At 71.6% G+C, this 24,752-nt stretch carries 2 protein-coding genes; both read left to right on the top strand.

What is annotated here, in order from left to right; translation table 11 throughout:
• Nucleotides 1–548, top strand: a 548-nt coding sequence (locus tag ACFYVR_RS26315; protein WP_387479109.1) for a thioesterase domain-containing protein, incomplete at its 5' end; no start/stop codon positions are given.
• Between the two features lie 206 nt (nt 549–754).
• The coding region (locus ACFYVR_RS26310) for a non-ribosomal peptide synthase/polyketide synthase (RefSeq protein WP_387479106.1) at nt 755–24,752 on the top strand (23,998 nt) is incomplete at its 3' end.

Raw genomic sequence — 24,752 nt, 5'->3', positions numbered from 1 at the left:
ACGGGCCGTACCGGCTCGTCGGCTGGTCGCTCGGCGGCGTGATCGCTCATGCGATGGCCGTGCAGCTGCAGGCGGCGGGGGAGCAGGTCGAGCAGTTGGTGATGCTCGACAGCGTCGCCGGCGACGCCGCCGACGCCCTCGACGACGACGGGGTGACCGTCGGCGAGCTGCTCGGTGGCATCGGTGTGACCGACGCCCCCGACGTGGATCCGGCGAACACCTCCCTCGACGAGGTGCTGGCCCGGATGGCGGCGACAACGACGGGTCCGCTGGCGGGGGTGTCGTCGAGTCGGCTGCGGCAGATGACGGACTCCGCGATCGCGTCGGCCGAGCTGATGCGACAGCACCGCCCGGGGACCTTCGACGGCGATGTGACGCTGTTCACGGCCGCCGCGGGTCGCGGCGACGACACCATCGCTCCCCGGTCCTGGCGGTCCGCGGTGACGGGCCAGGTCAGGCACGTGGCAGTGCCCGTCACCCACTGGTCCATGCTCGCTCCGGAGGCCGTCGCCGTGATCGCCCCGACCCTGCGGGAGGGGACGAACTGACCCGACAACGCACCTGACGGACAGACGCCCGGCGGGGCCCCGGGAGAGATCGACCGGGCCCCCGCCGGACCCGCCGCGTTCAACTGCGAAATTCGTTTGCCGTTGAAACGGTCACGTAGGGTGGCCCGGGGTGGCGGAGCGTGTCCGGGGGTGGAACCCGGCTGTTCGCCGAAGCGTAAACAGTGCGATTGTCTCGGAGGATCCTGTTGTCTGCTGCGGAGCTGATTCGATCGATCTCTGCACTCGCCTCGGTCCGCGCGGATGCGGTTGTCGCGTCCCCCGACGGAATGACGGTGACGTACGGGGAACTCGAGGAGCGTCTGCAGTTGCTCGGCGGCGCGCTCGCCGAGCGGGGCATGGACGACGAGGCGATCGTGTCCGTGGTGCTCACCGGGCTGGCACCGACGATCGTGGCCGCCGACGGGGGTGTCGGGGCGGTGCTGGACAAGATCAGGTCCGAGGCAGTCGAGGCCGGCGTGGCCGGCGCGACGTCCCTGGACCAGGACGGATGGCCGCTCGAGTCGGCGGTCGAGACCTGGCAGGAGTGGGTCGAACACGACCCGGACGCGGTGGCGGTCGTCGCCGATGGGGTCGTCACCACCCGCGGGCAGTTGGACCGCCGCGCGAATCGTCTCGCCCGGGAGCTCGCCCGATCGGGCGCAGGTCCGGACGACGTCGTCGCCCTGGTCCTGCCGCGCTCGCGGGACTGGGTGGTCGGCATGCTCGCGGCCTGGAAGCTCGGCGCGGCCTACTCGCCGCTCGACCCGACCTGGTCGTTCGAGCGGATCTCCGGGTTGCTCGACGCGAGCGGCGCCCGCGCCGTCGTGGCCGCCGACGGATGGGCACACTCGGGCCACGTGTCCGTCCCGGTGACGATTCTCGACGACCCGGACACCGCCGACCGCCTCGCCGGCCACGACGACGCCCCCCTCGACGATCCGTGGACCGGAGCCGACGCCGGCACGCGACTGGCGTACGTGATCTCGACCTCCGGCTCCACCGGCACACCCAAACCGACCCTCGTCTCGATGCGCGGCGTGTCGAACACCTTCCAGTGGTACCGCGCGGAGATCAAGCTCGGCGCGGAAGCCGGTGTCCTCGTTGCCAGCTCGCCGCTGTTCGACCTCACGCAGAAGAACGTGTGGGCGGCACTGACCTCCGGCGCCGCACTGCATCTCGCACAGGACCGGTTCGATCCCCGCGAGATCCTCGGCAAGATCGCCTCCGGCGACGTCCAGTTCGTGAACATGGCACCGAGCGCCTTCGAGGTACTGGTCGACCTCGACACCGACGGGGTGATCGGCAACCTGGAGGTGGTGACTCTCGGCGGCGAGCAATTGCGTCCGTCGGCGTACGGCCCACTCGTCGGCGGTACCACCCGGGTCCTGAACAGTTACGGCCCGACGGAGGCGTCGGACGTCACGACCGCGTACGAGCTGGACCTGTCGGCGGCGGACGCCGAGACCGTGCCCGTGCCCATCGGTCGGGCCCTGCGCGGGGTCGAACACCACGTCCTCGACCGCAGGCTGCGGCCGGTGCCGCCCGGTATCAGCGGCGAGCTGTACATCGGCGGGTTCGCGGTCGGACGCGGTTACGGCGGCATGGCGGCGTTGACGTCGTCGCGGTTCGTCGCCAGCCCTTTCGGAGAGCCCGGTTCGCGGCTGTACCGGACCGGTGACGTCGTCCGGGAACGCAGCGACGGAGCCCTGATCTTCATGGGCCGCAGCGACTTCCAGGTCAAGATCCGCGGTATGCGGATCGAACTCGGCGAGATCGAGGCTGCCCTCGTGGCCCACCCGGAGGTCATGCAGTCCGTCGTGGTCGTGCGCGAACGGGACGGCGTGTCCCGTTTGGTCGGGTACGTGACCGCCGCGGCCGGCGGCGCGCCCGCTCCGGAGGCGCTGCGGGAGGCCCTCGCCCGAGACCTGCCCGCCCACATGGTCCCCGACGCCGTGCTGGTGCTCGACGCCCTGCCGCTGAACCACAGCGGCAAGATCGACCGGAAAGCCCTGCCGGACCCGGACTTCGGGTCCGCAGCCGACTTCCGTCCCCCCGCCACCGCGGTCGAGCGGGTGGTCGCCGAGATATTCGGCGAGATCCTCGGCGTCGATCGCGTCGGCGCGGACGACTCGTTCTTCGACCTCGGCGGCAACTCGCTCAGCGCGGCACGCGTGGTCGCGCGCCTGAACGCCGCCGTCGGATGCGACCTGAGCCTGCGGGAGGTGTTCGACGCCCCGACCGTGTCGGGGGTCGCGGCGCTCGCCGAGGCCGGCGCGTCCGGCACGGCCCGTCCCCGGCCCGCGCTGGTCGCGGGTGCGCGCCCGGAGCGAATCCCGTTGTCACTGGCGCAGTCCCGGATGTGGTTCATCAACCAGTTCGACACCTCGTCGGCGGCCTACAACCTTCCGCTCGGCATCCGACTGTCCGGCGACCTGAACGTCGCGGCGCTGGCGTCGGCGGTCGCGAACGTCCTCGACCGGCACGAGTCGCTGCGGACCGTCTTCCCCGACGACGGCGACGGACCGCGCCAGCTCGTGCTGGCGCCCTCGGAGATCGTGTTCGACCTCGACCCGATCCGGGTGGACGGTGAGGCCGACCTGACGACCCGGCTCGCGGCGCTGGCGTCGCAGGGATTCGACGTGACGACCGAGATCCCCGTCCGGCCGCGGTTGTTCGAGGTCGGGCCGCGCGAACACGTACTGCTGTTCCTCGTGCATCACATCGCGGCGGACGGCGAATCCATGGCGCCGCTCGCGCGGGACGTGATGACGGCCTACGAAGCGTACGCGCGGGGCGGGACACCCGAGACGGAACCCCTCGCGGTGCAGTACGCGGACTTCTCGATCTGGCAGCGTGAACTTCTCGGCAGCGACGACGATCCGGACTCGGTGCTCGCCCGCCAGGTCGGGTACTGGAGGACGGCGCTCGCGGGGATCCCGGATCTGCTCGAGCTGCCGCTCGACCGGCCGCGCCCGGCGGTGCAGTCCATGCGCGGCGGCCGCGTCGACTTCGAGATCGACGCCCGACTGCACGACCGGATCTCCCGGCTCACCCGCGAGCACGAGGCGACCCTGTTCACCACCGTGCATGCCGCGTTCGCCGTGCTGCTGGCGAAGCTGTCCGGCAGCGACGACATCGTGGTCGGCACACCGACCGCCGGCCGCGGTGAGGCCGCACTCGACGACCTCGTCGGCATGTTCGTCAACACGCTCGCACTGCGGACGATCGTCGACCCCTCGGCGTCGTTCGCCGAACTGCTCACCGCCACCAGGGAATCCGACGTCGACGCCCTCGCGAACTCGGACGTGCCGTTCGAGCGGCTCGTCGAGGTCCTCGCCCCGCAGCGCTCGACCGCGCACGCCCCGGTCTTCCAGGTGGCGCTGACCCTGGAGAACACCGCGCCCGTGGTGCTCGAGATGGCCGGATTGTCGGTCGCCGAGGTCGATCCGGGCGTCACGTTCGCGAAGTTCGACCTGCAGCTCTCCCTCGCCGAGCGTGCGGACGGCGGCATGTCCGGCCGCGTCGTGTACGCCGCGGACCTGTTCGACGAGCCGAGTGTCCGCACCCTCGCGGAGCGTTTCGTCCGGGTGCTCGGCGCCGTGACCGACGACCCGTCCCGCCCCGTAGGCGATCTCGACGTCACCGATGCGGCCGAGCGGCGCGCGCTCATTCCGGTCACCGCCCGTCCGGCCGCCGGACCCGCCACCCTGGCCCGGCTGCTGACCTCCGGGATCGCCGACCGCGACGCCGAGGCCGCCGTCTTCGGCGACCGCGTCCTGACCTACGGCGAACTCGACGATCGATCCAACGCCCTTGCCCGCGTGCTGATCTCGCATGGCGCCGGACCCGAGACCTTCGTCGCGCTGTCGCTTCCCCGCTCGCTCGAGGCCATCGTCGCGGTGTGGGCGGTCGCCAAGTCCGGTGCCGCGTTCGTGCCGATGGACCCGGCGTATCCCGCCGACCGGATCGAGCACATGGCCACCGACTCCGGTGCCACCATCGGACTGACGACCGCAGACGCCGCCGCCTCGCTGCCCGCGGGCGTGCGGTGGCTGGCACTGGACGAGCCCGGGTTCGGCGGTGACCGGGACGCGCGGTCCACCGCGCCGATCACCGCCGCCGACCGCATCCGGGAACTGCGAGTCCACAACTCCGCCTACGTGATCTACACCTCCGGGTCGACCGGCCTGCCGAAGGGCGTCGTCGTCACCCACACCGGTCTGAGCAGCGTGGTCGCCGAGCATCGGGACCGTTTCGGGCTCGACGCGTCGTCGCGGGTGCTGCACTTCGCGTCGCCGAGTTTCGACGGCGCCGTCTGGGAACAGCTGATGACGTTCGTGCACGGCGCGACCGCGATCGTCGTCCCTCAGGGCGTCTACGGCGGTGAGGAACTGCACGAGATCCTCGCCGCGCAGCGGGTCACCCACGGCTACGCCGGACCCGCCGCGCTGAACACCGTGGACCCCGGGGGGCTTCCCGCGCTGCAGTCGATCTCGGTCGCCGGTGAAGCGGCGTCCCGCGCACTGGTGGACAGGTGGGCGCCGCGGCACCCCTTCCGGAACCTGTACGGCCCGACCGAGACGACGATGATCGCCACCGCGACGTCGCCGATGACCGCCGGGCAGACCGTCACCATCGGCCGTCCGATGCCGGGCGTCGCGGCGGTCGTGCTGGACCGCAGGCTGCGGCCCGTGCCCGTCGGAGTGACCGGCGAGCTGTACGTCGCCGGTCCCTCGCTGGCCCGCGGCTACCACGACCGGCCCGACCTGACCGCCGCCCGTTTCGTGGCAGCGCCGTTCGGCACCGCAGACGTGCCTGTCGGCGCGCGGATGTACCGCACCGGCGACCTGGTGCGCTGGGTCCCGGCCGCCACTCCCGGCACCGAGACCGAGCTCGAACTCGAGTACGTCGGCCGCAGCGACTTCCAGGTGAAGGTACGCGGCTTCCGGATCGAACTCGGCGAGATCGACGGCGTCCTCACCACCCACGAGCGGGTCGACACCGCACTCACCGTGGGCACGCGCGGACCGTCCGGCGCGACCGTACTCGTCTCCTACGTCGTGCCCGTCGCCGGCGCTGTCGCCTCGCCGCGCGAGCTGACCGACCACGTCGCCGCGGTCCTGCCGACGCACATGGTGCCCTCCGTCGTCGTCCTCGACTCGCTGCCGCTCACCCTCAACGGCAAAGTCGACCGGAAGGCCCTGCCCGAACCCGACTTCGGAGCGCTGAAGGACGCGTACGTCGCGCCCACGACGCCGATCGAGGAGACCCTCGCCGGCCTCTACGCCGAGGTGCTCGGCCTCGACCGCGTCGGTGTCACCGAGTCGTTCTTCGCGCTCGGCGGCGACAGTATCGTCTCGATCCAGCTGGTGGCCCGCGCGAAGGCGGCCGGAATCGTGATCCGAGCGCGAGACGTGTTCGAACGCAAGACCGTTTCGGCGCTGGCGCAGGTGGCGACCATCGCCACGGATGCCGACGTGGCCGCGCTCGCGGAACGGCCCGGCGGCGGTGTCGGCGAGATGCCGCTGCTGCCGGTCGCGCGGTGGGCGCTCGGCAACGGTGCGGGCTCCCGGTTCTCGCAGGCGGTGCTGCTCACCGCGCCGAAGAATCTCAGCCGGCCGGCCCTCGCGGCCACGCTGCAGACGGTCCTCGACCGGCACCCCGCCCTCCGGGCCGCGCTGGTGGCGCAGCGGCTCCTGCTCGACGCCCGCGAACGCGGATCCGCCGACGCCGCCGACCTCATCGTCCGCGTCGAACTCGACGCGCAGACCCGTCCCGGCACAACCGCTTTCGAGGAGATCGCGGCGCGGGCACTGGACGACGCCGCGGACCGCCTCGACCCCGCCGCCGGTGTGATGGTCCAGGTGGTCTGGTTCGACCCGGCGCCGGCGTCCACCACGAACGGCCGACTGCTGCTGGTACTGCACCACCTCGCCGTCGACGGGGTGTCCTGGCGGGTCCTGGTCCCGGAACTCGCCGCGGCCTGGCAAGCGCACACGGCGGGGACGCCCCCGGCCCCCCGGCCCGAGGGCACGTCGGTCCGCGCGTGGAGCCACGCGCTCGTCGCCGAGGCGTCGACCGCGGAGCGGGTCGCCGAACTCGATCACTGGCAGCAGGTTCTCGCCGAGGAGGAGGCCCCGCTCGGCGCCCGGCTGCTCGATCCCGAGCACGACACCGTCGCGACCAGGGGACAGGTGTCTGCGGAGCTGCCCGCCGATCTGACCGACACGCTGCTCACGGCGGTCCCGGCGACGTACCGCGCCGGCGCCCAGGACGGACTGCTGACCGCGCTCGCCCTGGCGACCGCGCAGTGGCGACGTCGCCGCGGTGAGAACGCGGCCGGGACGCTCGTCACCCTCGAGGGGCACGGCCGCGAGGAGGAGGCCGCCGCAGGCGCAGTCGCCGACCTGTCCCGCACCGTCGGCTGGTTCACCAGCGTCTACCCGGTCCGACTCGACGTCACCGGCATCGACCTCGACGACGCCTTCGCCGGCGGACCCGCCGCAGGCGCCGCGATCAAGGCCGTCAAGGAGCAGCTGCTCGCCGTTCCCGGTAACGGCATCGGCTACGGCCTCCTGCGCCACCTGAACCCCGAGACCGGCGCGCAGCTGGCCGCCGCTGCGGTGCCGCAGATCGGCTTCAACTACCTGGGTCGCTTCGGCGGCGGCGAGATCACCGACGAGATCCGCGAACTCGGCTGGATCCCGGTCACCGACGGCGGCGAGCTCGGCGGCGCCGCGGACCCCGGCATGGCGCTCGGCGCGGCACTGGAGATCAACGCGTCCGTCGCCGCGGACGGCGGCCTGTCCGCAACCCTGTCGTACGCGAGGGGAGTGCTCACCGACAGCGAGGCATCCGAGTTCGCGGCGCTGTGGACAGCGGCGCTCACCGCCGTCTCCACGCACACCCGCCGCGGCGACGCGGGCGGTTTCACCCCGTCCGACCTGCCGCTGGTGCCCCTGACCCAGACCCGGATCGAGCAGTTCGAAGCGCAGTACCCGGGCCTCGAGGACCTGTGGTCGCTGTCGCCGCTGCAACACGGCCTGCTGTTCCATGCGCTGCTGACCGAGGGCATCGAGGGCGTCGTCGACGTGTACACGGCGCAGTTCGTGCTCGACCTCACCGGTGCCCTGAACCCGGATCGGGTGCGCCGGGCGGCCGATCGGCTGCTGGAACGGCACCCGAACCTGCGTGCCGCGTTCGTCGTCGACGAGGACCTCGGCGCCGTTCAGGTGATCACGTCCCCCTCCTCGGTTCCGCTGCGGGAGTTCGACCTGTCCGACCTCGGCACCGAGGACCGCGCCACCGAACGCGGCCGCATCCTGGGCGCCGACCGGGTCGCCGGATTCGACACGGCCGCCGCGCCGCTGATCCGGCTCACGCTCCTCGAACTGGGCGCCGACCACTGGCAGTTGGTGTTCACCAACCACCACGTCATCCTCGACGGCTGGTCGACCCCGCTGGTCGTCCGCGAGCTGATGACCCTGTACGCCCTCGACGGCGACGACTCCGCGCTGCCCCGCCCGCGCGGCTACCGCGACTACCTCGGATGGCTGTCCCGGCAGGACCGTCAGCAGTCCCTCGACGTCTGGCGCGGCGCACTGTCCCACGTCGACGAACCGACGCTGCTCGCACCCGCCGCGCAGGGCGTGAACCACGCCGCAGTCCCGGGCAAGGTCGAGCACGCCCTCACCGCGGACGAGACGGCCCGCGCCGACGCGCTCGCCCGCGAACTCGGCGTCACGGTCAACACGCTCGTCCAGACCGCGTGGGCGCTGGTGCTCGGCATGCTCACCGGCCGCGACGACGTCGTCTTCGGTGCGACCGTCTCGGGCCGCCCCGCCGCGCTGTCCGGCGTCGAGTCGATGGCCGGCCTGTTCATCAACACCATCCCGGTCGCCGTCGCGGTCGATCCGCACGAGTCTGTGCGCGCCCTGATCACCCGTGTGCAGTCCGAGCAGGCCGACCTGCTCGACCACCACTTCGTCGGCCTGACCGACATCCACAAGGCGGCCGGGGACGGCGCGGTGTTCGACACCGCCGTCATCTACGAGTCCTACCCGGTGGACACCTCCGGAGCCGGCGGCGACGTCGATATCGCGGGTGTTCGCCTCACCGGCGTGGAATCGGCTGCGGCCAGCCACTTCCCGCTCTCGATCGTGGCGGCCCCCGCGGAGGGGCGGCTGCACTTCGCGGCGGAGTTCCAGCGGGAGGCCTTCGACGAGGCCACCGTCGCCGCCCACCTGACGCGCATGGTCGCCGTGCTCCACGCCTTCGTGGAGCGCCCCGACGCGCGGGTGAGTTCGCTGCAACTCGTGACCGACGCCGAGTGGTCGCTGCTCGCGTCGTACAACCGCACGGAACTGGCCCGCACCGGGCAGACGCTGCTCGAGCGGATCGACGCCCGCACTGCCGAGGCCCCGAACGCCCCGGCCGTCGTCGCCGACGGCGTCACGGTCAGCCGCGGCGACCTCGACCAGCGCGCGAACCGGCTCGCCCACGAACTGCTGGCGCACGGCATCGGTGCCGACGACGTCGTCGCGCTCGTGGTGCCGCGGTCCGTCGACTGGGTGGTCGGCATGCTGGCGGCCTGGAAGGCCGGGGCGGCGTACCTGCCGGTCGACCCGAAGGCGCCTGCCGACCGGATCGCGGCCATCCTCGAGGACTGCGACGTCGCGGCCGTCGTCGCGACGAACTCGTGGACCGACGAGGTCGGCTACACCGGGCCGCTGGTCGTGCTCGGCGATTCCGCCGCCGAGCGCCGGCTGGCGACGCGACCCGAGTCGACGCCGCCGAACCGGTGGCGCGAACCCGGTGCCGGGCTGCGACTGGCCTACGTCATCACCACCTCGGGCTCGACCGGACGGCCGAAGCCGACTCTCGTCCCGATGGCGGGCACCCTGAACACCGCCGAGTGGTACCGCGGGGAGATCCGCCTCGAGCCGGGTGACGGTGCGCTGGTCGCGAACTCGCCCGTGTTCGACCAGACCCAGAAGAACGTGTGGGTGACGCTGTCGGACGGTGCGGTCCTGCACCTCGCCGCCGACCCCTTCGACCCGGTCGACGTCCTCGAGATCGTTCGCCGTGGCGCGGTGGTCAACGCGAACATGGCGCCGAGCGCGTTCGGCACGCTCCTCGACGCGGACACCGAGCAGACGGTCCTGCCCGCGCTGCGGTCACTGCACCTCGGCGGTGAGTCGTTCAACCCGGCTCGGCTCGCGCACCTGGAGGCGGCGGGAACCCGGCTGCACAACAACTACGGTCCGACCGAGGCGACCGACATGGTCACCGACCACTGGCTCCGGGACGTGACGACCGCCTACCCGGACGGTCGCGTCCCCATCGGGCCCGCTCTGCCGAACTACGAACTGTACGTACTGGATTCGCAGCTCCGGCTGGTTCCACCGGGTGTGCCGGGCGAGCTCTACATCGGCGGCGCCTCGGTTCTGGCCCGCGGCTACGGCAACCGGATCGCCCTGACCGCGACCCGCTTCGTGGCCAACCCGTTCCGCGGTGGCGAGCGGATGTACCAGTCCGGCGACGTCGTGTGGTGGAACGCCGACGGCGAACTGGAGTACGTCGGCCGCACCGACTTCCAGGTCAAGATCCGCGGTCTGCGTGTCGAACTCGGTGAGATCGAGGCCGTGCTGTCCGCGGACCCGCGGATCGCGCAGGCGGCGGTCGTGGTGACGACGTCGGCCAGTGGAATCGACCGGCTCGTCGCCTACGTGGTCCCCGCCGGCGACCCCGACGGTCTCGAGGCGGTGGCCGCCGCGGCCGCCGCCGGGTCGTTGCCCGACTACATGGTGCCGTCCGCCATGGTGGTGCTGGACGAGATTCCGCTGACCCCGAGTGGCAAGCTGGACCGGAAAGTGCTGCCGGAACCGGACTTCGGCAGCTCCGACGCGGAGTACACCGCGCCGGCCGGCGCGACCGAGGAGCTCGTCGCCACCGTGTTCGGCGAGCTGCTCGGCGTCGACCGCGTCTCGGCCACCGACAGCTTCTTCGCACTCGGCGGCGACTCGCTCGTCGCCACCCGGACGGTCGCCCGCGTCAACGCGGGCACCGGAGCGTCGCTGCGCCTGCGTGACCTGTTCGAGGCGCCGACGGTGACCGAACTCGCCGCCCGCATCGACGCGGCCGAGGCGTCCGCGGGCCGCCTTGCGCTGGTGGCGCGACCGCGGCCCGAGCGGATCCCGCTGTCGCTGGCGCAGCAGCGGATGTGGTTCCTCAACCAGTACGACACCGGCTCGCCCGTCTACAACATCCCGATGGCGATCCGGCTGACCGGCGCCCTCGACGAGGACGCGATGCGCTCCGCGCTGGGCGACGTGCTGGCCCGGCACGAGTCGCTGCGCACGGTGTTCCCGGCCGATGCGGACGGTGCCCGTCAGGTGGTCCTCGCGCCCTCCGACGTCGACCTCGACGTGAGTACCGCGACCGTCCCCGAGTCCGATGTCGCCGCGGATCTGGTCGAGTTCTTCTCCCGCGGCTTCGACGTCACCACCGGTGTGCCCCTGCGCATCCGGCTGATCCGGGTCGGCGACACGGCGCCGACTGGCGTCTCCGACACGGCCCCGACTGGCGTCTCCGGCACGGCCCCGGCTGGCGTCTCCGGCACGGCCCCGGCTGGCGTCTCCGACACCGTGCGGGTGCTGGCGTTGTCGATCCACCACATCTCGTCGGACGGCGCCTCCACGGCGCCGCTCGCCCGCGACCTGATCACCGCGTACGTCGCGCGGACCGGTGGACAGGCGCCGCAGTGGGCTCCCCTCGAGGTGCAGTACGCGGACTTCAGCATCTGGCAGCGCGAGGTCCTCGGCACCCCCGACGACCCGCAGTCGGTCGCGGCCGCCCAGATCGACTACTGGCGATCCGCGCTGGCCGGGCTGCCCGAGGTGCTCGACCTGCCCGCGGACCGTCCGCGCCCGGCCGAGCAGTCGTTCCGCGCGGGCACCGTCCGGTTCGCCCTGGACGAGGCGTTGCGCCGCCGCCTCGAGTCACTGGCCCGCAAACAGGGCGCCACCCTGTTCATGGCGGTCCACTCGGCCCTGGCCATCCTGCTGTCGCGCCTCGGCGGCACCGAGGACGTCGCGATCGCCACGCCCGTCGCGGGACGCGGCGAGCGGCAGCTCGACGACCTGGTCGGCATGTTCGTCAACACGCTGGTGTTGCGCACCGACATCGACAGCGACGCCTCGTTCACCGAGCTGCTCGCCGCCGTCCGCGAGACCGACCTCGGTGCCTTCGGCCACGCCGACGTGCCGTTCGAGCAGCTGGTGGAGGCACTGAACCCGACCCGGTCGCGGGCGCACGCCCCGTTCGCCCAGGTGATCCTCGGGTTCCAGAACCTCGAGCAGGCGTCCCTCGACCTTCCCGGGCTCACGGTCAGCCCACTGCAGTCCGGATTCGAGGTCGCGAAGTTCGACCTGCAGCTGATGCTCTCCGAGAGCGACTCGGCGGGCGGGGGCGCCCTCGCCGCCGAGCTGACCTATGCGGTCGATCTGTTCGACGAGTCGACCGCGTCGGATCTCGTGGCCCGGTTCGTGCGGGTGCTCGAATCCGTGGTGTCCGCGCCGCAGCGTCCGGTGGGCGCGCTCGGTCTGCTCGACGCCGCCGAGACGGCGCGGCTGACGCCCGTGTCCGGGCCGCCCGCGATCGCTCCGGCCACGATGCCGGAGCTGCTCGCCGCGGCCGTCGCCGCCAACCCGGGCGCGGCCGCGATCGAGTTCGGCGACACCTCGCTGACCTACCGTGAGCTCGACGAGCGGTCGAACCGACTGGCGCGCAGCCTGATCGGGCTCGGTGTCGGACCCGAGGACTTCGTCGCGGTGGCACTGGGCCGCTCCGTCGAGTCGGTGCTCGCCGTGTGGGCGATCACCAAGACCGGTGCGGCGTTCGTGCCGCTCGACCTGTCGTACCCGCCGGAGCGGATCGAGTACCTCGTCGCGGACTCCGGAGTCCGGGTCGGTCTGACCGTCGGTGCGGACGTGGCGGCGCTGCCCGCCGCGGTGACCTGGCTCGAACTCGACAGCGCGGACTTCGCCGAGTCGGTCGGGGCCGAGACCGCCGACCCGATCGGCGACACGGACCGACTGCGGCCCCTGGCCCTCGGGTCCGGTGCCTACATGGTCTACACCTCCGGCTCGACCGGGAAGCCGAAGGGCGTCCTGGTCACCCACGAGGGTCTGGCGAACCTCGCAGCCCATGAACGCGAGCACTTCTCGGTGACGGCGCGGTCGCGCACGCTGCACTTCGCGTCACCGAGCTTCGACGGTGCGGTGCTCGAGCTGCTGCTGGCGATCGGGTCGGCGGCGACGATGGTGATCGTGCCGCCGGGGATCTACGGCGGCGCCGAACTGGGCGACTTCCTGCGGGAGCACCGCGTGACGCACGCGTTCGTCACCACGGCGGCGCTGGCTACCGTCGATCCGGCGGGCCTCGAGTTGCTGACCGATGTCGCGGTCGGTGGCGAGGCGGTGTCGGCGGAACTGGTGGCGAAGTGGGCCCCGGGCCGGCGGCTGTACGACATCTACGGCCCGACCGAAACGACGGCAGTCGTCACCATGAGCGACCCGATGGCGGCCGGGGAGCGGATCACCATCGGTGGCCCGGTTCGCGGTGTCGACGCCCTGGTCCTCGACCACCGGCTGCGGCCGGTGCCCGTCGGGGTGCCCGGTGAGCTGTACTTCGCCGGACCCGCGCTCGGTCGCGGCTATCACGGCCGTTTCGCGCTGACGGCGGACCGGTTCGTCGCGAACCCCTTCGGGGACAACGGGTCCCGCATGTACCGGACCGGCGACGTGGTGCGGTGGGTGGACACACCTGCCGGGCTGTCGATCGAGTACGTGGGCCGCAGTGACTTCCAGCTCAAGGTGCGCGGCTTCCGGATCGAACTCGGCGAGATCGACGCAGTCCTCGGCAGGCACGAGAGTGTCGAGTTCGCGGCCACCGTGGGGCACCGGACCGAGTCCGGGAACACCGTTCTCGTCGCCTATGTCCTCGCCGCCGAGGGGCACACGATCGACCGCGCCGCCCTGGCCGAGTACGCGGGCGTCGAGATGCCGTCGCACATGGTGCCGACGGTGTTCACGGAGATCGAGTCGATCCCGTTGACGCCCAACGGAAAGCTGGACCGCACCGTGCTGCCGGAGCCGGTCTTCGACAGCACGGGCGAGTACCGGGCGCCGCGCACTCCCGTGGAGGAGGTCGTGGCGGGCGTGTTCGCCGACGTGCTCGGCGTGGACCGGGTGTCGGTGGACGAGGACTTCTTCGACATCGGCGGCAACTCCCTCGCCGCGACGCGCGTCGTCGCCCGGGTGGGGGCAACGCTCGGTGCCCGCGTCGGCGTCCGGGAGTTGTTCGACGCGCCGACGGTGGCCGGGTTCGCGGCCCGTGTGACGGCACTGGCGGGTGGTGCGGCGCGTCCGGTGCTCACCGCGCAGGACCGTCCCGCCCGCGTGCCGCTGTCGCTGGCGCAGAAGCGCATCTGGTTCCTCAACCAGTTCGACACCGCCTCGGCGGCCTACAACATTCCGCTCGGTGTGCGGTTGACCGGTGACCTCGACGTCGTCGCGCTCGAGGCGGCGATGCGGGACGTCCTCGTCCGGCACGAGTCGCTGCGCACGATCTACCCGTCCGACGCCGACGGCCCGCACCAGGTGGTGCTGCCCGCCGACCACGTGTCCGTCGAGCTGACCAGGGTCACGGTCGACGAGGCCGGCCTGATGGCGCAGGCGGCGGACTTCGCGCGTCGCGGATTCGACGTCACCGAGTCGATTCCGTTGCGTGCGGCGCTGTTCGAGGTCGACACGGCCGCGGGGAGCGAGTCCGAGCACGTGCTGCTCGTGGTCGTGCACCACATCAGCGCGGACGGCTCCTCGATGACGCCGCTGGCCCGCGACGTGATGCTCGCGTACGTGGCCCGGACGCAGGGCGAGGCGCCCGGGTGGGAACCCCTCGCCGTCCAGTACGCCGACTTCGCGCTGTGGCAGCGGGAGGCGCTCGGCTCCGAGGACGATCCGGACTCCGTGATCGCCACCCAGATCGCGCACTGGAAGGGTGCACTCGCGGGCCTGCCGGATCTGCTGGAGCTGCCCACCGACCGGCCGCGTCCGGCGGTGCAGTCGACGGCGGGCGACCGGGTGACGTTCCCGGTGCCCGCAGATCTCGCGGCCGCGGTGGAGGCGCTGGCGCGGCGATCGGGTGCAACCTCGTTCATGGTCATGCAGGCCGCCTGTGCGGTACTGCTGTCACACTTGTCGGGCACCGGCGACATCGCCGTCGGCACCGCGGTCGCCGGGCGCGGTGAGGAGGCCCTCGACCCGATCGTCGGCATGTTCGTGGGCACCCTGGTCCTGCGTACCCGTGTCGACTCCGGTGCCTCGTTCGAGGCGGTGCTCGAATCCGTCCGTGAAGGCGACCTGCAGGCGTTCTCACACGCGGACCTTCCGTTCGAGCGGCTCGTGGAGATCCTCGACCCGCCGCGGTCCACCGCGCACGCACCGTTGGTGCAGGTCTCGTTCGGATTCGAGAACATCGACTTCCCGACCTTCGAGCTGCCCGGCCTGCGCGTCACCGGCCTCGACGCCGACCTCGGCCAGGCCAAGTACGACCTCGAACTGTCGTTCGCCGAAGGTGATTCGGGTCTCGTCGGCACCTTCGGGTTCGCGACGGCGCTGTTCGACCGCGCCACGATCGAGCGGACCGCCCGCCGGTACGTCCGGATCCTCGAGGCCGTCGTCGCCGATCCCGGCGCCGTGGTCGGCGATCTGGACCTGCTCGACGAGACCGAGCGGGATCGGATGCTGGTGGAGTTCAACCGGACCCAGGTGCCGGTGGAGCCGACCACGCTGGTCGAGTTGCTGGACCGGTCGGTGGCCCGCAACCCCGACGCGCCGGCGATGACGTTCGAGGACGTGACGCTCACGTACGCGCAGTTCGACGCGCGCGTCAATCACCTTGCTCGCCATCTGATCTCGCTGGGCGTGGGACCGGAGGACCGCGTGGTCCTGGCGGCGCGGCGGTCGATGGAGATGCTCGTCGGGATGTACGCGGTGATGAAGGCCGGCGGTGCGTACGTGCCGGTGGATCCAGACCAGCCCGCGGACCGGATCGAGCGGGTCCTGTCCCTGTCGCGGCCAGTGTGCGTGCTGACCACGTCCTGGGACGACGCCGCGCTGCCCGCATCGGTGCCGGTGATCGAGATCGACCGGGTCGAACTCGGCGGGTTCTCGGACGCCCCGATCACCGACGCCGACCGGACCCGCCCCCTGCGGCGCGCCAACCCGGCGTACGTGATCTTCACATCGGGCTCGACCGGTGTTCCCAAGGGTGTCTCGGTCGCGCACCACGCCATCGTCAACCAGCTCAGCTGGTTCGTCGGCGAGTACGAGATGACCGCCGACGACGTGGTCATCCAGAAGACCCCGACGGTGTTCGACCCGTCGGTGTGGGAACTGTTCGTCCCGTTCGTCGTGGGTGGCCACCTGGTGATCGCCACACCCGACGGGCACCGCGACGCGGAGTACCTGATCGACCTGTCCCGCCGTTACGGCGCCACCGTTCTCGGGTTCGTGCCGTCCATGCTCGCGGCGTTCCTCGGCGGCCCGGAACTGTCGTTCCCGCCGTCGGTGCGCGCGCTGCAACTGGCAGGCGAGGCGCTGAGCCCGGACCTGGCCGCACGCACCATGCGCGCGTCGAACGTACGGATCAACAACGCGTACGGTCCCGCGGAGACCACGCTGACGTCCGTGCACTACTGGGCCGACGGCTCGGAGACCACGATGCCGATCGGCATCCCCGTGTGGAACTCGCAGGCGTACGTGCTCGACGAGCGGCTGCATCCCGCCGCCCCGGGTGTGCGGGGAGAGCTCTATCTCGCGGGCGGTCAGGTCGCCCGGGGCTACCACGATCGACCGGGCCTGACCGCGGAGCGGTTCGTCGCGAACCCCTTCGCGGCGGACGGGGCGGTCATGTACCGCACCGGTGACGTCGCGCGCTGGGGTACCAATGGGCAGCTGGAGTACCTGGGCCGCACGGATTTTCAGGTCAAGCTCCGTGGTCAGCGTATCGAGCTCGGCGAGATCGAGGCGGCGCTGCTGGACCAGCCGTCCGTCGAGCAGGCCGTCGTGGTCGCCGCCGACACCGAGCGCGGCAAGCGTCTCGTCGGCTACGTGGTCGGATCCGGTGCCGACACCTCTTCGCTCGTCGCCGCGCTGTCGGCCACGCTTCCCGGCTACATGGTCCCCGACGCGATCGTGGTACTCGAGCGGATGCCGGTCACCGGAAACGGCAAGCTGGACCGAAACGCCCTGCCCGCACCGGACTTCGGCAGCGACGAGGCCGCCCACGTGACACCCCGCACCCCGACGGAGGAGACCCTCGCCGCGGTGTTCGCCGAGGTCCTCGGCGTCGACCGGGTGAGCGTGGAGGAGTCGTTCTTCGCGCTCGGCGGCGACAGCATCATGTCCATCCAGCTGGTCACCCGGGCGAAGGCGGCCGGCCTGGCATTCACCGCGCGACAGGTGTTCGAGCAGCGCACGGTCGCCGGTCTCGCCGCCGTCGCGACCGCGGCGGCGGACGCTCCGCAGGTGCTCGCGGAGCTGCCCGGCGGGGGAGTCGGCGAGCTGTCCGCCACCCCGATCATGGTGGCCACCGCCGAGCGCGGCGGTCTGCTGCGCCGGTTCTCGCAGTCCAGCTTCGTCACCCTGCCGCCCGGCATCGACCGCGCCACCGTCGAATCGACGATCGCGGCGGTCGTCGAACGACACGACGCACTGCGCCTGCGGTGGCACGCGGACGGCAGCGGGCTCACCGTGCCCGCCGCCGGCGACGTGACCGCGGCCGAGCTGATCCGGCGCGTGGAATTCGGCTCCCGGCCCGGGTCCGACGAGTTCGTCGCCCTGGTCCGCGAGGAGTTCGAGGCCGCCGCGGACCGGCTGGACCCGGTCGCGGGTGTCGTCGCCCAGTTCGTGTGGTTCGACCCGGCCGCCGGGCTGGACTGGAACGGCCGACTGCTCGTCGTCGTCCACCACCTGGCCGTCGACGGTGTGTCCTGGCGAATCCTGTTGCCGGACTTCGCGACCGCATGGGGTGCGCTGCACTCCGGCTCCGAACCGGAGCTGGCGCCGGTCGGTACCTCGCTGCGCCGCTGGACGCACGGCCTCGTCGAGTCCGCGAGCTCCGAGCAGAGGCTCGGTGAACTCGACTACTGGCGCGGTGTCATCGGTCGGACCGACCCCGTCCTCGGGTCGCGCGCGATCGACCCGGCGCGGGACACGGTGTCCACCACCGGCCGCGTCCGGGTCGAGGCTTCCGCCGAGACGACCGAGGGTCTGCTCACCGCGGTCCCCGGGGCGTTCGGTGGCGGCGTCAACGACGGCCTGCTCGCGGCCCTCGCCCTCGCGGTGGCGCGGTGGCGTGAGCGGCGCGGTGTCGTCGCACCGACGACCCTGCTGAACCTCGAGGGTCACGGTCGCGAGGAGGCCGCCCTGGCCGGGGACGCCTCGGCGGACCTCTCGCGGACCGTCGGCTGGTTCACCTCGCTGTTCCCGGTCCGGCTCGACCTGACCGGAATCGACCTGGGCGACGCGTTCGCCGGCGGTCCCGCCGCGGGCCGCGCGGTGAAGGCCGTCAAGGAACAGCTGCTGGCCGTCCCCGACAAGGGCATCGGTTTCGGCATGCTCCGGTACCTGAACGCGGATACCGCCGAACAGTTGAGCGGTACGACCACTCCGCAGATCGGGTTCAACTACCTCGGTCGCGCAGGCACCGTCGAGATCACCGACGAGATGCGGGCGGTGGGCTGGGTGCCCGCCACCGACGGCGGCGACCTCGGGTCGGCGCTGGACCCGGACATGCCGGTCACCGCCCTCGACATCAACGCGGTGGTCACCAACGTCGGCGGGGTGGAGACCCTCTCCACCGGCTTCGACTTCGCGACCGGCGTGCTGTCGGAGGCCGAGGTCACCGAGCTGACCGACCTCTGGACCGAGGCGCTCGACGTGATCGCCCGGTACGCGAGCACACCGGGTGCGGGCGGGCGCACGCCGTCCGACCTGCCGCTTGTCACCCTGACCCAGGGGCAGATCGAGAACTTCGAGGCGCGCTGCCCGGACCTGTCGGACATCTGGTCGCTGTCCCCGCTGCAGTACGGCATGTACTTCCACGCCGCGCTGGCGGAGTCGTCCGTCGACGTCTACACGGCGCAGCTGTCGCTGAAGCTGTCCGGCACCGTCGACGCGGACCGGATGCTCCGCGCCGCACAGGCGCTGGTCGACCGGCATCCCGGATTCCGCACCGCCTTCGTCCCGGGCGACTCCGGTGTCGCGGTCCAGATCGTGCAGTCGCATGCCGAGATCCCGTTCGTCACCGTCGATCTCAGCGCACTCGCGCCCGCCCAGCGGGAGGCGGAGCGCCGACGTATCCTCGATGCGGATCGGCTCGCGAAATTCGACCTCACCGCGCCGCCGCTCATACGGATGACGCTGATCGACCTCGGTGACGAGCAGTACGAGCTGGTGGTGATGAACCACCACATCGTCATCGACGGCTGGTCGACACCGCTGGTGCTCAAGGAACTGCTGGTGCTCTACGCCGCCGACGGGGACGCGAGCGTGCTGCCCGTCGCCCGTTCCTACCGGGACTTCCTCGCCTGGCTGGCGGAACGGGACCACGAGCGCTCGCTGCGTGTGTGGACCGACTCACTCGCCGGGGTCGAAGGACCCACCCTGCTCGTCTCCGGCGACCGGGGTCGCCAGCAGGGCACCACCTCCGGGCAGTACCTGACCGGACTCGACGCCGACGCGACCGCAGCACTCGTGGCGCGCGCCCGCGAGCTCGGTGTCACCCCGAACACCGTCGTGCAGGCCGCGTGGGCGATCCTGCTCGGCGCGCTGACCGGACGAGAGGACGCCGTCTTCGGCGCCACCGTGTCCGGCCGTCCACCGGAGATCGCCGGTGTCGAGTCGATGATCGGCCTGTTCATCAACACGGTGCCGACGCGGGTCCGTCTGGTTGCGGACGAGTCGGTGTCCGAGCTGCTCGTGCGCGTGCAGGCCGAGCAGGCCCTCCTGCTCGACCACCACTACGTCGGCCTCGCCGAGATCCAGCGGGCCGCAGGCGAGGCGGCAATGTTCGACACCCTCGCGGTGTTCGAGTCGTTCCCCGTCGACATGGCGGGTGCGACGTCGGAGACCGACATCGCGGGCATGCGCGTCACCGGCATCGACGGCGTCGACGCCGCCCACTACCCGGTGGCGATGACCGCCAGCCTCGACAGCGAACTGCACCTGAAGTTCATCCACGCCACCGAACTCGTCGACGAGGCCGCCGTGCGGACCCTGTCCGAGCGGTTCGTGCGGGTGCTCACCACGCTGGTCGCGGATCCGGCGACGGCGGTCGGAGACGTCGCCGTCACCGACGAGGCCGAGCGCGCCGCGCTGTCACCGGTCCGCGGACCCGTCCTTCCCGAACCGGCCCGGACGCTCCCCGAGCTGATGGCTGCGGCGGCGGCGGATCGTGATGCGACGGCGTTGGTGTTCGGGGACACGGCCGTGTCCTACGGCGAACTCGACGAGCGGTCGAACGCGTTGGCGCGCGTGCTGATCGAGCGGGGTGTGGGTCCGGAGTCGTTCGTCGCGTCGGCGTTGCCGCGGTCGATCCAGGCGCAGGTGGCGTTGTGGGCGATCGCGAAGACCGGTGCCGCGTTCGTGCCGATGGATCCGGCGTATCCGGCGGACCGGATCGAGCACATGGTCACCGACTCCGGTGCGGTGCTCGGGCTGACCGGCTCCGCGCATGCGGCCGAGCTGCCCGGCTCGATCGGCTGGCTCGTTCTCGACGATCCGGAGTTCGTCGCCCACTCGAGCGCGATGTCCGTCGCGCCGCTCAGCGATACCGATCGCACCGCGCCGATCGACGTCGCGAACGCGGCGTACGTGATCTACACGTCCGGTTCGACGGGTCTGCCGAAGGGCGTCGTCGTCTCGCACGAGGGTTTGGCGAACTTCGCCGCCGAGCAGCGGGAGCGGTACTCGGTGACCGCGCGGTCGCGGGCGTTGCACTTCTCGTCGCCGAGCTTCGACGCGTCGATCCTCGAGCTGCTGCTGGCGCTCGGTGCGGGTGCGGCGCTGGTGATCGTGCCGCCGGGGGTGTACGGCGGAGCGGAACTGGCCGAGGTGATCTCGGCGGGTGGGGCGACGCACGCGTTCATCACGCCGGGTGCGTTGGCGACCCTGTCGCCGGAGGGTCTGGACTGCCTGGCGCATTTGGTCGCCGGTGGCGAGGCGGTGCCGGACAACCTCGTCGACATCTGGGCTCCGGGCCGTCACTTCCACAACGGCTACGGCCCGACCGAGACCATCGTCATGGTCGCGATCAGCGAGCCGCTCACCCCGGGTGAACGGCTCACGATCGGTGGACCGATCCGCAACATCGACGCCATGGTCCTCGACACGCGGCTGCGTCCGGTGCCCGTCGGGGTCGCGGGCGAACTGTACGTCTCGGGCGCCCAGCTGGCGCGCGGTTACCACGCCCGTCCCGCGCTGACGGCGGATCGGTTCGTGGCGAACCCGTTCGAGCCGGGTACGCGGATGTACCGGACCGGTGACGTGGTGCGGTGGGTGCAGCAATCCGGTGGGCTCGAGATCGAGTACGTGGGGCGCAGCGACTTCCAGGTGAAGGTCCGCGGTTTCCGGATCGAGCTCGGCGAGATCGACGCCGCGCTGTCGGCGCACGGGTCGGTCGACTTCGCGGTCACCGTCGGCCGCACCGGTCCGTCCGGGGCGACGGTGCTCGCCGCGTACGTGGTCGCGGTGCCGGGACGATCCGTGGACACCGATGCCCTGGCGGAGTTCGTCGGACGGACCCTGCCGTCGCACATGGTGCCGTCGGCGATCGTCGTGATGGACGCGATCCCGCTGACCGTGAACGGCAAGGTCGACCGGAAGGCGTTGCCGGAGCCCGACTTCGGATCGTCGGAGGCGAGCTACGTCGCGCCGTCGAACCGGCTGGAGGAGATCCTGGCGGAGCTGTTCGCCGAGGTTCTCGGCGTCGACCGGGTCGGTGTCGCCGACTCGTTCTTCGCGCTCGGTGGCGACAGCATCGTCTCCATCCAGTTGGTGGCCCGGGCCAAGGCCGCGGGTGTGGTGATCCGTGCCCGGGACGTGTTCGAGCGCAAGACCGTTGCCGGTCTGGCGCAGGTCGCCGCCCTCGGGGACGAGTCGTCCGCCCCGGTGGTGCTCGCCGAACTTCCCGGTGGGGGAGTGGGCGAAGCCCCGCTGACTCCGATCATGCGGTGGATGACCGACCGTCCCGGTGGACACAACCGGATGCTGATGCCCGCGTACCTGGCCCTGCCGGACGGTATCGACCACGCCGGTCTCGTCGCGACGCTCGGCGCGGTCGTCGAGCGGCACGACATGCTCCGGGCGTCGATCCCGGCGGGCGGGGACGTCCTGCGGGTCGCCGGTTCCGTCGAGGTCGGGGCACTGGTCGACCGGGTCGAGTTCGGCGCGGACGAGTTGCCCGGCAGCGCCGGATTCGACGCGCTGGCCGCGGCGACGTACGACGCCGCCGCGGGCCTGCTCGACGTGGCCACCGGCTCGGTCGTGCGGTTCGTGTGGTTCGACCCGGCGCCCGGTCTCGACGCGACCGGACGCCTGCTGATCGTCGCGCACCACCTGGTCGTCGACGGCGTGTCCTGGCGCATCATCGTCGCGGACCTGCTCGCGGCCTGGCAGGCCGTCGCCGCCGGTTCTCGCCCCGAGCTGCAGCCCGTCGGCACGTCGATGCGCCGCTGGGCGCAGGGCCTCGCCGACCAGGCGAGAACCGCAACACGCGAGTCGGAACTGCCCTACTGGCGGGCGGTGCAGGACGGGCCGGATCCGCTCCTGGCCTCGCGGGCGCTCGATCCCGCGGTGGACACGTTCGCCTCCACGTCCGAGGTCCGGGTCGAGCTGTCCGAGGACGTCACCGAGGCCGTGCTGACCGCGGTTCCGGGCGCGGTTCGCGGTGGAGTCAACGACGGCCTGCTGGCCGCGCTGGCACTGGCCGTCTCCGCGTGGCGCCGCGACCGTCACGTGGACGAGGCGTCCACGCTGATCAAGCTCGAGGGCCACGGCCGCGAGGAAGAGGTGCTGCCCGGTGCGGACCTGTCGCGGACGGTGGGCTGGTTCACCAGCATGTTCCCGCTGCGCCTCGACCTGGCCGGCATCGACCTCGACTCTGCGCTGTCGGGTGGTCCGGCCGCCGGGGAGGCGGTCAAGGCGGTCAAGGAGCAGTTGCTCGCGGTGCCCGACAAGGGCGTCGGGTACGGCTTGCTGCGATACCTCAACCCGTCGACGGGCCCGGAGCTGGCCGAACATGCGTTGCCGCAAATCGGGTTCAACTACCTCGGCAGGATCGGTGCCGACGCCGGCGCCGACGCGGCCCCGATCGGGTGGCTGCCCGCACCCGCAGGCGAACTGTCGGTGTCCGCCGCTCCCGACGTGGACATGCCCGCCGCCGCGGTCGTCGACATCAACGCCTCCGTCACCGGCTCGATACTCGGCGCGACGTTCACGTTCCCGCCCGGACTGATCGACGGCGCGGAGGTGCGCGCGCTGGCGACGCTGTGGGAGCGGGCGCTGAGCGCGATCGCGACCTGGGCCACCGGAGTCGTGGCGCCGGTGTTCACGCCGTCGGATCTGCCGTTGGTGTCGGTGTCGCAGAAGGAGATCGAGCGTCTGGAGGCGGCGTATCCGTCGCTCGAGGACGTGTGGTCGTTGACGCCGTTGCAGGAGGGCATGTTCTTCCACGCCTCGCTCGCCGGGTCGTCGGAGTCGTTGGACGTGTACACCTCGCAGGTGGTGGTCTCGCTCGGTGGTGTGGTCGACGTCGACCGGATGCACACGGCGGCGCAGGCGTTGGTGGATCGGCACCCGAACCTGCGGGCCGGTTTCGTGCACGACGAGCACGGGTCGCCGGTGCAGGTGATCGTCGAGCAGGCGCCGGTCGCGTTCCGGTCGGTGGATCTGGCCGGGCACGACGACGTCGAGGGACGGCGTCGGGAGATCCGCGACGAGGACCGGTACGGCCGGTTCGATCTGGCGGCGCCGCCGCTGGTCCGGGTCGCGGTCGTTCGAACGGCGACCGACCGCTACGACCTCGTCGTCACGACGCATCACATCCTGGTGGACGGCTGGTCGATGCCGCTGATCTTCCGGGATCTGATCGCGCTGTACGCCACGCGTGGTGACGTGTCGGCGTTCCCTCCGGTGCGGTCGTTCCGCGGCTACCTGGAGTGGCTGTCGGCTCGGGACGCCGCGTCGTCGCTCGAGGTGTGGGCGAATTCGCTTGCCGGGACCGAGGATCCGACGTTGCTGGCGCCGCAGGAGCGGGGCCGTGAGCAGTCGGCGATGCCCGAGGTGCTCACCCTCGACCTGGATGCGGAGCGGAACGCTCGCCTCGAAGCCCTCGCCAGGGAACTCGGGGTCACCGTCAACACCGTCGTCCAGGCGGCGTGGGGCATCGTGCTCTCCCGCCTCGTCGGCCGCGACGACGTCGTGTTCGGCGCCACCGTGTCCGGCCGGCCCGCCGCGCTGACCGGTGTCGAGTCGATGGTCGGCATGTTCATCAACACGCTGCCCGTCCGCGTCCGTCTCGATCGCGGGGAATCCCTGCGTGCCTTGCTCTCCCGCGTCCAGCTCGAACAGTCCGATCTGCTCGACCACCACTTCGTCGGCCTGCCGGATATCCAGCAGCGCGCCGGAGCGGGTGCCGTCTTCGACACGATCACCGTGTTCGAGTCGTACCCCGTCGACGCGGCGTCCGCCGGTGGTGACGGGGACATCGACGGGATGCGGCTGCTCGGCGTCGACGGTGTCGACGCGAACACCTTCCCGCTCTCGCTCTACATCGAGCAGGGTGAGGGGCTCCAGGTGCAGGCGAAGTTCCTACCGGATGTCTTCTCGCGCAACGAGATCAGCGAGATCGTCGAGCGGCTCGACCGCGCGCTGGGCAGGTTCGTCGACGCACCGGACAGCACGGTCGCCGAGCTCGAGGTGCTCTCTGTGGCCGAGCTGTCCCGGCTGGACGAGCTCAATGCCACCGATCATGTGGTGCCTGTGGCGACTCTGCCGGAGCTGTTCGACGTGCAGGTGGCGCGGACGCCGGATGCGGTGGCGTTGGTGTTCGAGGGTCAGGAGCTGACGTACGCGGAGT

The organism is Rhodococcus sp. NPDC003318, assembly GCF_042879035.1.
Taxonomy (GTDB): domain Bacteria; phylum Actinomycetota; class Actinomycetes; order Mycobacteriales; family Mycobacteriaceae; genus Rhodococcus_G.
The sequence above is the reverse complement of the archived record's forward strand: the minus strand, read 5'-3'. Positions and strand labels throughout refer to the sequence as shown.